This is a genomic window from Rhizobium anhuiense bv. trifolii (genome assembly GCF_024346605.1).
GTDB classification, from domain to species: domain Bacteria; phylum Pseudomonadota; class Alphaproteobacteria; order Rhizobiales; family Rhizobiaceae; genus Rhizobium; species Rhizobium anhuiense.
Genome location: NZ_CP098803.1, coordinates 3,470,964 through 3,485,756 on the forward strand (window position 1 = coordinate 3,470,964; position 14,793 = coordinate 3,485,756).

Here is a 14,793-nt window from a genome sequence, read left to right on the forward strand (position 1 = left end):
GGCTGCAGCGCCGGCGCGTCGACGCCGTTCTCAATATTCCAGCGGCAGCGTCGCGTTTTCGAGCCATGCCCTGACATCGTGATCGTGGATCAGCGGCATCAGCGCCTCGCGTGTGCGGCGGTGGTAGTCGTTGAACCAATGCAGCTGGTCATGGGTCAGAAGCTCTGGAATGACGAGGCTGCGGTCGATCGGGCAGAAGGTCAGCGTCTCGAAACCGAGCATCGCCATATCGCCGCCCTCGATTTCCTCGGCGCCGCGCACATAGATCAGGTTCTCGATGCGAATGCCGAAGCTGCCGGGCCGGTAATAGCCCGGCTCGTTCGAAAGGATCATGCCGGGCAGCAGTTCCTGCGTCGAAAGCCTGGAGATGCGCTGCGGCCCCTCATGCACCGAGAGGTAGGAGCCGACGCCATGGCCCGTGCCGTGGGCGAAATCGGCGCCTGCTCGCCACAGCGCGATGCGCGCCAGCGGATCGAGGTCACAGCCGCGCGTGCCTTTCGGGAAACGCGCCGTGCTGATCTCGATCATGCCCTTCAACACCAGCGTGAAGAAGCGCCGATGCTCTTCGGTTACCCTGCCGATGCCGACCGTGCGGGTGATGTCGGTCGTGCCGTTGATATATTGCGCGCCGGAATCGATCAGGAAGAGTTCGCCGGCCTCGATCATCCGGTTGGTCTCGGTCGTCACGCGGTAATGCATGATCGCCGCATGTTCGCCCGCACCCGAAATCGTGTCGAAGGAAATGTCCTTCAGCGGGTTCTGCATGCTCTGGCCGACACGGGCGCGCGCCGCTTCGAGACGCTCGGCCGCGACAATCTCGCTCACCGTGCCGGGTTTTTCCTGCGACAGCCAGTAGAGGAATTCCACCATCGCTGCCCCGTCCTGCAGATGCGCGGCGGCCGAGCCGTTGATTTCGACGTCATTCTTCACCGCGCGCGGCAGCTTGGCGGGATCGGCGCCCTCCACCACTTCGCCGCCCGCCCGGCGGATGATTTCCGCCAGCGCATAGGAAGCGATATCGGGATCGATCAGCACGCGGCCGCCATTCCGGGAAACGGCAGCGAGTCTCTCCTCCAGCGCCGAGGGCGGCAGCTGCGTGCAGATCTGCCCGAGATAGGCCTCCGGCTCGATGCCCGTCTTGCGTTTGTCGAGGAAGAGCTCGGCTCGGCCGTCGGCATGAATGATGGCGCGCGCCAGCGGATGCGGCGTGTGCGGCACGTCGGCGCCGCGGATATTGAAGATCCAGGCGACCGAAGAGGGATCGGCGATCAGCACCGCAGCGAGGTTCTTCTTCGAAAGATCGGCCGCAACTGTCGCGATCTTCTCTCTGGCCAGCACGCCGGCCTGCGCGACGTTCTGGATGCTGACCGCGCCGAGCGGCTCGGCCGGCCGGTCGCTCCAAAGCCTGTCGAGCGGATTGTGCGGCAGGAAGACCAGCGTGCCGCCGATCTGCGAAAGCGCCTTTTCCAGACGACGCACCTCGGCACCCGCATGCAGCCAGGGATCGATGCCGAGCCGCAGGCCCTTGGCGCCGTTTGCGGCCAGCCAGACATGCGGCGGCTCATTGACAAGATCGCCGCCCGAAAAGACCGAACCGTCGACCTGTTCGGCAAGCTGCGTCACATAGCGCCCGTCAACGAAAACGATCGCCTGCGTGCGCAGGATCAGCGCAATACCCGCCGACCCGGTAAAGCCCGTCAGCCATGCGAGGCGCTCCGAACCTGCGGGAACGTATTCGCCGTTGAACTCGTCGGCGCGCGGTACGAGGAAGGCGTCGATGCCGAGCGAATCGAAACCGGCGCGCAACGCCGATACACGATCCCTGCCGAATTGCGGCGTGGAAGTGACCTCGAAAGACTGGAACATGCTGGAAACCCGAATGGTTGAGACGAATCCGGTTAATGGGATAGCTGCCATGTTAGCGAAATTTCAACCGATGGGGAGAAAAAGCGACGAAACGAGTCGAAACCCTTGGGGCGGCTCAACATTTTGACAGAACTGTGACACGAAATCGTAATTTGGCACGCTTTATGCATTGGCCGCATGGCTCCCATGAGCAAAACCCTCTGCCTCCGCATTTCAGAATAGCTATATAGACGCCATCGAACGGTTCGCGATGAACCCGAAACAAAGGAATTCTTGAAATGACCGCCTCTCTCTCGCGCTTCGCATATAGCAGCCCGGTGCAGGCTGGCGAACGCCAGACCGTGCGTCACGTGATCGGCGCCCGCCGCCCGCAGAACGAGGACAGCCTCAAGCTGCTCGGCGCCGGCCAGCGCGCTACGCGCCACAAGGGCGCCCTCAGCTACGCGTTCTAAGCCTGAAAGCCCGTCCGTCTCCTCCCTCCCGGACCGGCCTATTGGAATGCAGTAGAGCCCGCTTGAGCGCTCCTCCCCTTGAGCTCGCGGGCATTGGCCGGATAGACCGGCCCAAGGCGGTGCCATCGGCGCCGCCTTTTTTCTTGTCTTAGGAAGAGTGCAAGTCGTGGCGTCGCGGGGATGGAGCGCAAGCCCCTCCTCGCTCATTCCTGTGACAGGCACAGCATTGGGGCGGGGAAGGAACCTGGTGCCCCAAGCAAGCGTGACGTAGGCTAGGGCGCTCACCTACTCAGAAACAACCCAGCAAAATTACGGTCGATCGAAGTGGATCGTCACCCAGCCATTGCGCCATATGGTCCGCACATGGCGAAGCCGTGCGCCGCTATAGGCGGCAATCACCTTCCAGCGCTGCGCGGCTAGAATGCCCGAAAGAATCACCGATCCACCCGGCGCAAGATGCGTCGCGAGCTTCGGCGCCATGCGGATCAGCGGCCGGGCGAGAATGTTGGCGATGATCAGATCGAAGGGACCGTGTTCGGAAAAGGCCGTTGAATGAAAGCCCGGCGCGGTCCTGGTGACGATGCCCGACGCGATGCCGTTGCGGCGCACGTTCTCGGCCGCCACCCGTGTCGCGATCGGATCGATGTCGGTCGCCAGCACCGGTATGTTCTTGAGCTTGCGCACCGCAATCGCCAGCACGCCGCTGCCGGTCCCGAGATCGAGCGCATTGCGGACCGGGCGCGAGCGCACCACGGCATCGATCACTTCGAGGCAGCCGGCAGTCGTGCCGTGATGGCCGGTGCCGAAGGCCTGGCCGGCATCAATCTCGATGGCGATATCGCCGGGGCGGACCTTGTCGCGGTCATGCGAACCATGCACCAGGAAGCGCCCTGCCCTGACGGGCTTCAGCCCCTCCAGCGATTTCACCACCCAGTCGACCTCGGGGATGACCTCCCGCTCCAACCGGGCATCGGGGAAAGTGGTCTTCAATGCATCCTCGACGCGGGAACGCACTTCGGCCTCGTCCTCGGCCATCATGTAGATCGAGGCTTCCCAGATATCCTTCTTCTCATCGATCTCGGTGGTGCCGATGGCAAAGTCTTCTTCGCCGAAGACCGTGCTCAGAAGGTCGAGAATCTCTTCGGCCTTGCTTTCGGTCGTCGTCACGTAAAGGCGGATTTCACTCACGATAGGCGGTCTTTCCCGTTTCCGTTGCCCGCCGCCGGTCGGGCCAACGCCCCATCACGCTGAAACCATCACCCCTTGCTGACGAGATTCTCCAGCTTCTTTACCGCCGTGTCCGGGTTTTCGCCATAGGCGATCGTTCCTGAAAACCGCCCGGCCGAATCGAGCAGGAAGACCGAGGCGGTGTGATCCATCGTATAGTCGCCATTCGGATCCTTCTCGTCGACCGGCACCTTCTTGGCGTAGACGCGGAACCCCTTGATGACCTCGGCGACCTTGTCAGGCGCACCTGATATGCCGGTGATCCGCTTGGAAACATTGGAAACGTACTGGTTCATGATCTCGGGCGTGTCGCGCTCCGGATCGACGGTGACGAAATACGCCTGGAGCTTGTCGCCCTTCGGATCGACCTTCTCCATCCAGCCGTTCAGCTCGAAAAGCGTCGTCGGGCAGACTTCCGGGCAATGGGTGAAGCCGAAAAACAGCGCCGTCGGCTTGCCGCGCAGCGCCTGCTCGGTGATCGGCTGGCCCGTCTGGGAGACCAGGGTAAAGGGCACGCCGAAGGGAGCCTCCGCCACTACATTCCCCGATCTGCTGAGATAGTACGAGAACCCGCCGAGAAACCCGGCCAGTATCAGGACACCGACCCAGACGGCGATGCGGAAAGTCTTCATTGGATGATCCTCGATCCAGGCGGATATCTGCCGCCCACCCCTTGTGCCCCGCGTGATTATAGCCCCGACCGGACGCGCGCAATTCAACAATATGTTTTCTGACCCGTGATTGATTGTCTCACTGATAGAGGCCATCCACAGCGGAAAATCTGCCCGCCGAAATTGCCATGGATCGAAAAACATCGTGTTTTGAATAATTTGCTTTTGAAGCGAACAGACAATCTCAAGGCACATATCGTTAGGAAAGACTTAAGCCGTCATATCTATATTTAGCAATGCGTGCGGCTCCATCGAGCCGTTCTGACATGAAGTCTGCCGAGTGGCAAAAACCCCGGACGTCCGCATGAGGGTAGGAGAACATAAACCCGAGCGGTTTGTGGAGGGGTCTTTTCATGACGAATTCAGCAGTGCGCAAGAGCCTGTCAGTCAGCCAGCGGCTCTGGACGCTCGGTGGCGCGGCCTTCCTCGGTTTCGGAACGATGCTTGGCGTCGGCTGGTACGAGAACATGCGGGTCGATGCCAGCCTGCGTAGCGCCAGCGAGATCCAGACGAGCGTCAACCATATCGACGACATGCGCCTTGCGAACCTGACGATGGTGCTGGCCGCCATGGATATCATCGTCGACAAGGACGACAAGGCGGTGGAGCCGGAGCGCATCAAGCTGATCGGCGATTCGCTCACCGCCCTTTCCGGCGGCTCGAAGGAAATGCGCCGGCTTGCCGAAGAAATGCATGACGATGGTCTGTTGAAAAGCTATGACGCCGACGTCGCCGCAATGGGCAAGGCGATCCAGGTCGATCTCGTCGCTCTGGTTCAACAGGGTGCGCCCGATGCCGAGTTCGACAAGATCGACGACACGATCGACGGCGCCGGCGAGGAGCTGACCAAAACGCTCGACAAGCTCGCCGCTGACGGCACCGTCTTTGCCCAGCAGCATGTCGATCTTGCCAATGCCGTATCGCGGGAAGCCCTTATTCTCCAGATCGGCCTCGGTATCTTCGCCATCCTCAGCATGGGTATTCTGCAATATGTCCATGGCGGCTCGATCCGCCGCGGCATCGGCGCCGTGCGCGAAAGCATGCAGCGCATCATGAACGGCGATTTCGCCAGCGACGTTGCCGAAAGGAGCCGCGGCGACGAGATCGGCGAAATGGCCCGCGCCGCCGACAGTTTCCGTCTCGCCGCCATCGAGAAGCGTAACCTCGAGACGCAGAACCAGACCGACAGGCAGCGCAGCGATGCCGAGCACCGTGAGCGCGAAGCCGCAAAGCTCGCCGACGCCGAAGCTCTGAACGCCGCCGTCACCGCCCTCGGCCACGGCCTTACCCGCCTGTCGGAAGGCGACGTGACCGTTACGATCGACCAGCCTTTCCGCGAGGAACTGGAGCGCCTGCGCCGCGACTTCAACCAGACGACGGCAACGCTGCGCAAGGCGATGAGCGACATCGCCGTCAACAGCAACTCGATCGAGGCGAACAGCCGCCAGATGCGCGCTGCCGCCGACGACCTCGCCAAGCGTACCGAGCAGCAGGCCGCGTCGCTCGAAGAGACGTCAGCCGCCCTCGACCAGATCACCGCCACCGTCCGCAACGCGACCAACCGCGCCGAGGAAGTCGGCCATATGGTCACCCATACCCGTGAGAACACGGCGAAGTCGGATATCGTCGTCGGCGACGCAATGGCGGCGATGCAGCGAATCGAAGGCGCGTCCCGCGAGATCGGCAAGATCATCAACGTCATCGACGAGATCGCCTTCCAGACGAACCTTCTGGCGCTCAACGCCGGCGTCGAGGCAGCACGCGCCGGCGAAGCCGGCAAGGGTTTCGCCGTCGTTGCCCAGGAAGTACGCGAACTCGCCGGCCGCGCCGCCGGCGCTGCCAAGGATATCAAGACCTTGATTGGAAAATCCGGCGACGAAGTGAAGATCGGCGGCGAACTGGTGACGGCCGCCGGCGAAGCGCTTCGCCAGATCGGCGAAGATGTTCTGCGCATCGACGAACATGTTAAATCAATCGTAACCTCTGCGCGCGAACAATCAGTGGGACTGAATGAAATCAATACGTCCATCAGCCAGATGGATCAGGTCACGCAGAAGAACGCGGCCATGGTGGAAGAGACGAACGCTGCAAGCCATACGCTCGCCATCGACGCGGAAAACCTGACGCAACTGGTCAAGCAGTTCAAGACCGGCGAGGGCATGAGCGCCCGGCAAACGCCGCGAGAGGCAAATGCCGCCTCGCATTCGAGACCATCTCCCGCGCGCAACCTGATCGGCAAAGTCGCGGGCGCATTCAACGGCGGTTCTGCCGCCAAAGTCATCGCCTCTCCCGCCGGGGACAACTGGGAAGAATTCTGACCATGAACAACAACGCCATCAAGCAATCGGGCGCCTATCTCGAAATCGTTTCGTTCCACCTGGGCGACCAGGAGTTCTGCATCGACATCATGGCCATCCGCGAAATCCGCGGTTGGGCGCCGGTGACGCCGATGCCGCACACCCCGCCCTACGTGCTGGGTCTCATCAACCTGCGCGGCGCCGTGATCCCCGTCATCGACATGGCCTGCCGCCTCGGCATGAAGATGACCGAGCCCTCCGAGCGCTCGGCAATCATCGTCACCGATATCGCCGGCAAGCTGGTCGGCCTGTTGGTCGAGCAGGTTTCCGACATGATGACCATCAAGAGCGAAGACCTGCAGCCGCCGCCGGAAATCATCCCGGAAGCCCAGCGCGCCTTCTGCCGCGGCATCGTCGCGCTCGAAAAGACCATGGTCTGCTTCCTGAACCTCGACACGGTCATTGCCGACGAGCTGACGCAGGCGGCTTGATTTCCGTTTGCGTATTGGAAGGCCCGGCTCGTCCGGGCCTTTTCCGTTTGGTGTGGAGCATAAGCCAGCATCGGATCAGCTTTAGGGAGGGACTAAGCTCAGGCCCCGCCTCGCTCCTCCCGAAACGTCAAAGATCTGGAAGCGGGTGCGACAAGTTAAGCCCCTCCCCCCTTGTGGGGTGGGCTTTTCAATAACGAACGCGAAAAATCCAGGAACCTTCCCGCCCCTACGGCTTCCCGTTCTTCCACACAACATTCTGCCCATAGAGCGGAATGGTCGAGATCGACATCTTCGCCGAACCGTCCGTCAGTTCGCGCGAATGGGCGAGATAGACCAGCGTGTCGTTGGTCTTGTCGTAGATGCGGTTGACGACCAGCGTTTTCCAGATCAGCGACATGCCCTGGCGGAACACCTCGCTGCCGTCCTTGGACAGGTCGATATTGCCGATCTCGATCGGCCCCGTCTGCCGGCAGGCGATGGAATTGTTGGACGGGTCTTCGAACCAGTTGCCGTTCTTGAACCGGTCGATCAGGCTGCGGTCGAAATAGGTGACGTGGCAGGTAACGCCCTTGACCTCAGGGTCGGAGACCGCCTCGACAATGATGTCGTTGCCGATCCAGTCGACTCCGACCTTGCCGACCACCTCGGCCGAGACAGCACCGCCGGAAAGGACGGAGAAAGAGAAGGCGGCGAGGAGAAGATTGCGCAGCTTGGACATGGCGGCTCCCTGAATGATCCGGATTCTAGATAAGCATGCACCCATGCTTTGCAAGAAATCGCCGTTGCGAGAACGCTCAGCCTTTCCGGCAGGTGCAGGGCTCGTAAGCCCGCGCCGTCAGCCGGCCGGGCCTCATGCCGATCAGCGCCGGTATGGCGTGAACGGCGTTCGCCTTGACCGCCTTCGCCATTTCGATCGCCGCCGCCGCGCAGACCGCGGCATCCTCGGCGGCGTTGTGATGCACGAAACGCAGGCCGAGATGCTCGGCGATCAGGTTCAGCCGGTGCGAGAGGAAGTGCGGCCAGATCCGCTGCGCCATCTTCAGGCTGCAGAGATAGGTAAGCTCCGGATAGGATTGCCGGTAGAGATCGAGGCACGCTCGCCAGACACTGAAATCGAAGGCGGCATTGTGCGCGATCATCGTGGCGCCGCGAAAATCCTCGTGGAACTCGTCCATCACCTCGGGAAATTCGGGCGCATCCTCGACATGCTCCGGCCGGATGCCGTGAATTGCGATGTTCATTCCGGAAAAACGCATGTCTCGCGGCCGGATCAGTCGCTCTTCGACGCGCGTCACCCTGCCATCCTCGATCCAGGCAAGGCCGACCGAACAGGCGCTGCCGCGCTGTTCGTTCGCCGTCTCGAAGTCAATCGCGATGGTTTTCAATGCAGCAACCCGAATCGTTTCTCCAGGCACAGGAATACCGCCCCGCTTCCCACCGCGCAAATTCGGCACGACGCATGGTTGACTTTTTAACCCGCATATCGAAACCTACCTGCCATGATCGGCTTCGTGACCATGGCAACGCTTATTCATCACACCACGACCCTGGAAGGGTACGCGGGAGCGATGGCGCGTTAGCAGCGATCCGATCATCCCGAAACCCTGCCGAGGCGAGCAGGGTTTTCGGAAACCGGCTCTCCTCGTAAAACCGATGGAGAGCATGAATGTCCGAAAACGAAGAGAATGAATCGCGCGGCCGAGCGCCCCTGCCGGACGGCGTCCTGGTGCGTGCCGTCCGCCTTTCCGATGCCGAGGAGATCACCGATCTCATAAATCTGCCGGGCTACCGGGCAGGTACCTTGCGGCCGCCATACCAGGCAGTCGAGGAGGTTCGTAAGCACATGGAAAATCCGTCACCGGGCGCGCTCAACCTCGTCGTCACCCAAAATGGCAAGATCGTCGGCAGTGGCGGCCTCAACCGTCTTTCCGGCCGCAGGCAGCACGTCGCCAGCATCGGCATGGGCGTGCATGACGACTTCACCGGCCGCGGCTTCGGACGGATCCTGCTCGGCGCATTTGTCGACGCTGCCGATGACTGGCTCGATATCAGACGGCTGGAACTGACCGTCTATACCGACAACGATGTCGCCATCGGTCTCTACCGCAAATTCGGCTTCAAACAGGAAGGCCTGCTAAGGGCTTTCGGATATCGCGCCGGTCAATATGTCGACGCCTATACGATGGCACGGCTCAGGCTATGAGCGAGCGGGAGGCTGGCGGCCTGCCCTCAGCCCTTCACCCGCTGATCAACGCCAGCCATTCATCCTCGTCCATCGTCTGCACGCCGAGCTCGCGCGCCTTGTCGAGCTTGGAGCCGGCGCCGGGGCCGGCAACGACGATGTCGGTCTTCTTGGAGACCGATCCCGCCACCTTGGCGCCGAGGCTTTCCGCCCTCGCCTTCGCCTCGTCGCGGGTGAATTTTTCCAGCGACCCGGTGAAGACGACGGTCTTGCCGGCGACCGGGCTGCCCGCCGTCACCGGCTGTTCGGCCTCCTCGGGCGTCACCTCCTCGATAAGCCGGGTGATCACCTCGACATTGCGCGGCTCCTTGTAGAATTCGACGATAGCCCGCGCCACGACCTCGCCGATGCCCTCGATGGCATTGAGATCGTTCCAGGCGTCACCGGCAAGCGTCTCGGCCTCCCGCATCCCCGTCTCAAAGGCCGCATAGGTGCCATAGGAGCGCGCCAGCAGCTTCGCCGTGGTCTCGCCGACATGACGGATGCCGAGCGCGTAGATGAAGCGGTGGAGCGCAATGCTGCGCCGTTCGTTGATCGCCGCATAGAGCTTGCCGACACTGACCTTGCCGAAGCCGTCGATATTTTCGAGCTTGGTCAGCGATTGCTGCTGGCGCTTCTCCAGCGTGAAGATGTCGGGCGCGGTACGGATCTGCAGCGACGCGTCCTCGTTTTCGAAGAAGAAGTCGATCTGCTTCGAACCGAGCCCTTCAATATCGAAAGCGTTGCGCGAAACGAAGTGCTTCAAATGCTCCGTCGCCTGCGCTCGGCAAATGAAGCCACCCGTGCAGCGGCGCACCGAATCCATCTTGCCGGTCTTCTCGTTGACCTCGCGCACCGCATGCGAACCGCAGACCGGGCATGTCTTCGGGAATTCGTATGGCCGGGCGTCGACCGCGCGTTTTTCCATCACCACATCGAGGATCTGCGGAATGACGTCGCCGGCGCGCTGGACGATGACGGTATCGCCTTCGCGGATATCGTGTTCCTCCGGCCGGATGCGCTCGCCGCTATTGCCGATGCCCTTGATGTAATCCTCGTTGTGCAGCGTCGCATTGGTGACGACGACGCCGCCGACCGTGATCGGCTTCAGCCGCGCCACCGGCGTAAGGGCCCCGGTGCGGCCGACCTGGATCTCGATCTTCTCGACCTCGGTGAAGGCCTGTTCGGCCGGAAACTTATGCGCCGTCGCCCAACGCGGCGAACGCGAGCGGAAGCCGAGACGGGCCTGCAGTTCGAGACTGTCGACCTTATAAACGACGCCGTCGATGTCGTAGTCGAGATCCGGACGCTCAAGGCCGATCTCGTCATAATGCGCCAGGATGTCGGCGACCGAATTCAGCCGCTTCATCAGCGGATTGACCGGGAAACCCCAGTCTCTAAAGGTCTGCACCATGGCAAATTGCGTGTCGGCGGGCATCTCAGACATCTCGCCCCAGGCATAGGCGAAGAATTTCAGCTTGCGGCTCGCTGTCACCTTGGCGTCGAGCTGGCGCAGCGACCCGGCCGCGGTGTTGCGCGGATTGACGTAGGTCTGTTTGCCCTCCGCCTCCATCTGCCGATTCAGCGCCAGGAAGTCGCTCTTGGCCATATAGACCTCGCCGCGGATCTCGACGACAGCGGGCACGCCCTTCGGCAGCTCGTTGGGGATCTCGGCGATGGTCCGGATGTTGGCGGTGACGTTCTCCCCCGTCGTCCCGTCTCCGCGCGTCGCAGCCGTCACCAGCCTGCCGTTCTCGTAACGGATCGACATCGAGAGACCGTCGATCTTCGGCTCGGCGGTAAAGGCGATCGACTGGTCCGGCAGACGGCCGAGGAAGCGATAGACGCCGGCGACGAAATCCTGCACGTCCTCCTGCGAGAAGGTGTTGTCGAGCGACAGCATCGGCCGCGCATGGACGACAGGCGAGAACGTCACGGAGGGCGCTGCACCGACATGCCGCGATGGGCTGTCTTCGCGGATCAACTCGGGAAAGCGCGCTTCCAGCGCATCATTGCGGCGCTTCAGCGCGTCGTAATCGGCATCCGAAATCTCCGGCTGGTCCTTGCCGTGATAGAGCGCATCGTGATGCGCGATCTCCTTTGCCAGCCGTTCGAGCTCGGCGGCAGCCTCTTCGATCGTCAACGTGTCGACGGCGGAACCTTCGGTGGGCATGGAATAACACTCCGGGGAATCTGGCCAGAAATCTGGATTGTTTTTAGAGCAAAATCGCCGGATGAAAAGAGAGGCCGCGCATGCCGCGCTGCGAAGATCGATCTACCCATCCTGTTCCCAATCCCGCGCATTGCGCAGCCGGATGCCGCTGACATGCAAGCTCGTGTCCCAAAGGCTCTTCAACGGCCGCAAACTGTCGACCACTCTGAGCTCCACGCCGCGCGGCGCAAACTCCCGGTCGAGCCGCGAGATGGCGGTGCGCTCGGTGGGAACAACGCGTCTGCGGGCCACCCACATGCCGGCATCATTCAGATCCTCGAAACCCCCAGCCGGCAGCTCGTAGCGATGGAGCGTTTCCGCCGAGAGCCTTTCCAACCAGTGACGCTCGACATAGGCCGCGGCCCGGCAATCCCTGAGCCAGTGCCGCCTCTCCGCCTCCGGCGTCTTGGGTGTCGCCCAGATCAGGATCCGCGGGCAGTCGCGCGGAAAGAGATATATGAAGTCATGGTCGCCATCGATCGCCCAAACGAGTGGACCGTTCAGCCATTCCCGGCCCGCCGGGCGGATTGAGGCTACGCGAACCGGGCGCGGTTCGAACACCGCAATGTCGGGATCATCGCTGAAATGGAAAAGGCGCATGGCAACAGATCGGCGCGGATCGGAATGTTACGGATAGCGCAAAGCGAGATGTTCGTCACCGCCGTCGGCCTTACCGACAGCCGAGTTGCGATCAGCCGTTGCCGGCCAGCAGCCGCTTTGCCGCCGCCCTCGCCTCTTCGGTCACCGATGCCCCGGCCAGCATGCGGGCGATCTCCTCGGTGCGGTCCTTCTGCGCCATCGTCGCGACGCGCGTAGCGATCTTTTCCGAACCCTCGGCCGCCGGTCCCTTGGAGATCAGAAGATGCGTCGCCGCCCTTGCTGCGACCTGCGGCGCATGCGTGACCGACAGCACCTGCACCCGCTCCGACAGCCGCTTCAGCCGCTGGCCGATCGCATCGGCCACCGCACCGCCGACGCCGGTGTCGATTTCGTCGAAGACCAGCGTCGGAGCAGATCCGCGATCGGCGAGCGCCACCTTCAGCGCCAGCAGGAAACGTGAGAGTTCGCCGCCGGAGGCAACCTTCATGATCGAGCCCGGCCGCGTGCCGGGATTGGTCTGGACATGGAACTCGACCACATCGATGCCTTCAGCCAGGGCCTCGTGCGCATCGGTGGTGATCTCGACCATGAAACGGGCGCGTTCGAGCTTCAGCGCCGGCAGCTCGGCCATGACAGCCGCAGCCAAGGCGATACCGGCATGATGGCGCTTGTCGGAGAGCGAGCGCGCCGCGGCATCGTAATTTTCCCGGGCCAGGCCGACCTCGGCTTCGAGCCGCGCCAGCCGCTCCTCACCCGCGTCGAGATCGGCAAGGTCGGCGATCATGCGGACGGCAAGCGCAGGCAGCTCGGTGACGGGCACGGAATATTTGCGCGAGGCGGCCCGGAGCGCAAAAAGCCGCTCCTCTACCCGCTCCAGTTCCCTCGGATCATATTCGGTCTTGCGCAGCGCCGCCTCGACTTCCATCTGCGCGTTGGAAAGCTGATCGAGCGCGGCATCGAGCAGCGCCACCGTGTCTTCGAGCAATCCTGGCGCCTCATGGCTCTTGCGCTCCAGCCGGCGCACCAGCGAGGCGATATGGGGCACCGGCGAGGCATTGCCGTTCAGGAACTCGGAGGCCTCGGCGATATCGCCGGCGATTCGCTCGGCCTTCATCATTTTCTGCCGGCGGTCGGCGAGTTCTTCCTCCTCGCCATCCTGCGGCGAGAGCTTCTCGAGTTCCTCGACGGAAGAACGCAGATAGTCGGCTTCGCGTGCCGCACTTTCCACCTTCTCGCGGTGCTTCTTCAGCGTCCGCTCGCTATCGCGCCACAGCCGATAGAGCCGGGAGACCTCCGAAACCTCGTCGGTAAGGCCGGCGAAGGCATCGAGCAGAGTGCGGTGGGCATTGGTGTCGACCAAAGCGCGGTCGTCATGCTGGCCATGGATTTCGACCAGCATTTGACCGGCCTGGCGCATCAGCTGCACGCTGACCGGTTGGTCGTTGACATAGGCCTTGGTGCGCCCGTCCGCCGATTGCTGGCGGCGAAAGATCAGATCACCCTCGTCATCGATGCCGTTTTCACGCAAGAGCATGCGGGCGCCGTGATCCATGCCAACGTCGAACACAGCCGTCACCTGGCCCTTGTCCTCGCCATGGCGCACCAGGTTGCCGTCGCCGCGCCCGCCGAGCGCCAGCGACAGGCTGTCGAGCAAGATGGATTTGCCCGCCCCGGTCTCGCCCGTCAGCACGGAGAGGCCGGTCTCGAAGGCAAGATCCAGCCGCTCGATCAGGACGATATCGCGGATCGAAAGCTGGATCAGCATTGGCCTCAGGAACCGAGAAGAAGTTTCTTGCCTGCCGCAGCGATCCACGAGCCCTTGTTCTCACGCGGCTCGGCACCACCGGTCTGCAGCAGCTTGTAGGAATCGGCGTACCACTGGCTGTCGGGATAATTGTGACCCAGAACGGCAGCCGCCGTCTGCGCCTCGTCGACGATGCCCATGGCGTAATAAGCTTCGACGAGACGCGCCAGGGCCTCTTCGATCTGGTTGGTGTTCGGATATTTCTCGACGACGATGCGGAAGCGTGAGATCGCGGCGAGATATTCCTTCCGCTCCATGTAGTAGCGGCCGATCTGCATTTCCTTGCCGGCGAGCTGGTCGCGCGCGAAGCGGATCTTCGCCTGCGCGTCGTCGACATATTCGGAGTTCGGATAGTTGTCGATGACAGCCTGCATCGCCTCGATCGTCTTGGCCGAGGCGCGCTGGTCCTGCGTCACGTCGACGATCTGCTTGGAATAGGTGAGACCGATGAGATACTGCACATAGGCGGCATCCTGGGACTTCGGATATTGCGACATGTAGCGGTTGCCCGAAGCAAGCGCATCGTCCAGACGCCCCTGGCGGTATTTGACGAAGGTGCTCATCACAAGCGCCTTGCGCGCCCATTCGGAGAACGGGTTCTCGCGGTCGATCGCGTCGAACTTGCGCGCCGCTTCCGCCATGTTGCCGGCCTTCATATTGGCAAGGCCCTGGGTGTAGAGCACATCAGGCGGATCAGTTTCGAGGCCGAGCTTGGTAATGTCGATATCAGGGTCCGACTGGCAACCGGAGATCGCGGCGCCTGCGCTGAGCACCAGAAGCGATGCGAACAAAGCACGCGCTGTCTTCATCATACCTTCAGATCCTGCATAACCCATTCGAAAGAACCCCACTGCCGCCACTCGCTCCACGGCAGCCACGCCTCGCTGGCGTTTCTAGCCACAAATGTGCATCAAGAGCAACGCAATGATAAGGCATTAACGCATTTTTGTGG

13 protein-coding genes are annotated in these 14,793 nt (G+C 62.3%); 4 read left to right on the top strand and 9 right to left on the bottom strand.

Annotated elements, in window-relative coordinates; translation table 11 throughout:
* Positions 1 to 30 precede the first annotated feature (30 nt).
* On the bottom strand, positions 31 to 1,866 hold the full coding sequence (locus NE851_RS25895; RefSeq protein WP_097542157.1) for an aminopeptidase P family protein: 1,836 nt from the start codon (positions 1,864 to 1,866) through the stop codon (positions 31 to 33).
* Between the two features lie 278 nt (positions 1,867 to 2,144).
* Between NE851_RS25895 and NE851_RS25900 the strand changes: the two genes are divergently transcribed.
* Positions 2,145 to 2,318, top strand: coding sequence for a hypothetical protein (locus NE851_RS25900; protein WP_012758267.1), 174 nt, complete (start codon positions 2,145 to 2,147; stop codon positions 2,316 to 2,318).
* A 309-nt stretch (positions 2,319 to 2,627) separates the two neighbouring features.
* Here NE851_RS25900 and NE851_RS25905 read toward each other — a convergent pair whose 3' ends face one another.
* Both NE851_RS25905 and NE851_RS25910 read right to left on the bottom strand, forming a co-directional pair.
* Entirely contained in the window at positions 2,628 to 3,506 is an 879-nt protein-coding gene (locus tag NE851_RS25905) for a 50S ribosomal protein L11 methyltransferase (RefSeq protein WP_097542156.1), read from the bottom strand.
* Between the two features lie 68 nt (positions 3,507 to 3,574).
* Positions 3,575 to 4,177 (bottom strand): SCO family protein, encoded by a 603-nt coding sequence (locus NE851_RS25910; protein WP_047610910.1) that lies wholly within the window; start codon positions 4,175 to 4,177, stop codon positions 3,575 to 3,577.
* Positions 4,178 to 4,569: 392 nt separating this feature from the next.
* Here NE851_RS25910 and NE851_RS25915 point away from each other — a divergent pair, with 392 nt between their 5' ends.
* Together NE851_RS25915 and NE851_RS25920 are read left to right on the top strand one after the other, a co-directional pair.
* The gene (locus tag NE851_RS25915; protein ID WP_254958638.1) at positions 4,570 to 6,534 is read left to right on the top strand and encodes a methyl-accepting chemotaxis protein; all 1,965 of its coding nucleotides are present in this window, start codon (positions 4,570 to 4,572) and stop codon (positions 6,532 to 6,534) included.
* Positions 6,535 to 6,536: 2 nt separating this feature from the next.
* A complete protein-coding gene (locus tag NE851_RS25920; RefSeq protein ID WP_017965084.1) occupies positions 6,537 to 7,004 on the top strand; it encodes a chemotaxis protein CheW in 468 nt (155 codons plus the stop codon).
* Between the two features lie 226 nt (positions 7,005 to 7,230).
* Here the strand turns inward: NE851_RS25920 and NE851_RS25925 are convergent, their stop codons facing one another.
* Both NE851_RS25925 and NE851_RS25930 read right to left on the bottom strand, forming a co-directional pair.
* Positions 7,231 to 7,722, bottom strand: a complete 492-nt coding sequence (locus tag NE851_RS25925; protein ID WP_097542155.1) for a CreA family protein — start codon at positions 7,720 to 7,722, stop codon at positions 7,231 to 7,233.
* A gap of 76 nt (positions 7,723 to 7,798) precedes the next feature.
* On the bottom strand, positions 7,799 to 8,389 hold the full coding sequence (locus tag NE851_RS25930; RefSeq protein WP_047610917.1) for a 3'-5' exonuclease: 591 nt from the start codon (positions 8,387 to 8,389) through the stop codon (positions 7,799 to 7,801).
* A gap of 281 nt (positions 8,390 to 8,670) precedes the next feature.
* On the opposite strand from NE851_RS25930, the gene NE851_RS25935 reads away from it, so the two are divergent.
* A complete protein-coding gene (locus NE851_RS25935) occupies positions 8,671 to 9,207 on the top strand; it encodes a GNAT family N-acetyltransferase (protein ID WP_127430211.1) in 537 nt (178 codons plus the stop codon).
* 34 nt (positions 9,208 to 9,241) lie between these two features.
* On the opposite strand, the gene ligA is transcribed toward NE851_RS25935, so the two are convergent.
* From ligA to NE851_RS25955, 4 genes are all read right to left on the bottom strand, one after another.
* Complete coding sequence (gene ligA / locus NE851_RS25940; protein WP_168333414.1) at positions 9,242 to 11,398, bottom strand: NAD-dependent DNA ligase LigA; 2,157 nt, start codon at positions 11,396 to 11,398, stop codon at positions 9,242 to 9,244.
* Between the two features lie 102 nt (positions 11,399 to 11,500).
* Entirely contained in the window at positions 11,501 to 12,037 is a 537-nt protein-coding gene (locus NE851_RS25945; protein WP_168333415.1) for a DUF6886 family protein, read from the bottom strand.
* A 91-nt stretch (positions 12,038 to 12,128) separates the two neighbouring features.
* The gene (gene recN / locus NE851_RS25950; protein WP_047610924.1) at positions 12,129 to 13,802 is read right to left on the bottom strand and encodes a DNA repair protein RecN; all 1,674 of its coding nucleotides are present in this window, start codon (positions 13,800 to 13,802) and stop codon (positions 12,129 to 12,131) included.
* 5 nt (positions 13,803 to 13,807) lie between these two features.
* Positions 13,808 to 14,677 (bottom strand): outer membrane protein assembly factor BamD, encoded by an 870-nt coding sequence (locus NE851_RS25955; RefSeq protein WP_174824440.1) that lies wholly within the window; start codon positions 14,675 to 14,677, stop codon positions 13,808 to 13,810.
* Positions 14,678 to 14,793 lie beyond the last annotated feature (116 nt).

Excerpts from the sequence above, each read along its gene's own strand:
- NE851_RS25895 (WP_097542157.1), bottom strand. The coding sequence starts at position 1,866 with ATGTTCCAGTCTTTCGAGGTCACTTCCACGCCGCAATTCGGCAGGGAT.
- NE851_RS25900 (WP_012758267.1), top strand. The coding sequence starts at position 2,145 with ATGACCGCCTCTCTCTCGCGCTTCGCATATAGCAGCCCGGTGCAGGCT.
- NE851_RS25910 (WP_047610910.1), bottom strand. The coding sequence starts at position 4,177 with ATGAAGACTTTCCGCATCGCCGTCTGGGTCGGTGTCCTGATACTGGCC.
- NE851_RS25915 (WP_254958638.1), top strand. The coding sequence starts at position 4,570 with ATGACGAATTCAGCAGTGCGCAAGAGCCTGTCAGTCAGCCAGCGGCTC.
- NE851_RS25920 (WP_017965084.1), top strand. The coding sequence starts at position 6,537 with ATGAACAACAACGCCATCAAGCAATCGGGCGCCTATCTCGAAATCGTT.
- NE851_RS25925 (WP_097542155.1), bottom strand. The coding sequence starts at position 7,722 with ATGTCCAAGCTGCGCAATCTTCTCCTCGCCGCCTTCTCTTTCTCCGTC.
- NE851_RS25935 (WP_127430211.1), top strand. The coding sequence starts at position 8,671 with ATGTCCGAAAACGAAGAGAATGAATCGCGCGGCCGAGCGCCCCTGCCG.
- ligA (WP_168333414.1), bottom strand. The coding sequence starts at position 11,398 with ATGCCCACCGAAGGTTCCGCCGTCGACACGTTGACGATCGAAGAGGCT.
- NE851_RS25945 (WP_168333415.1), bottom strand. The coding sequence starts at position 12,037 with ATGCGCCTTTTCCATTTCAGCGATGATCCCGACATTGCGGTGTTCGAA.
- recN (WP_047610924.1), bottom strand. The coding sequence starts at position 13,802 with ATGCTGATCCAGCTTTCGATCCGCGATATCGTCCTGATCGAGCGGCTG.
- NE851_RS25955 (WP_174824440.1), bottom strand. The coding sequence starts at position 14,677 with ATGGGTTATGCAGGATCTGAAGGTATGATGAAGACAGCGCGTGCTTTG.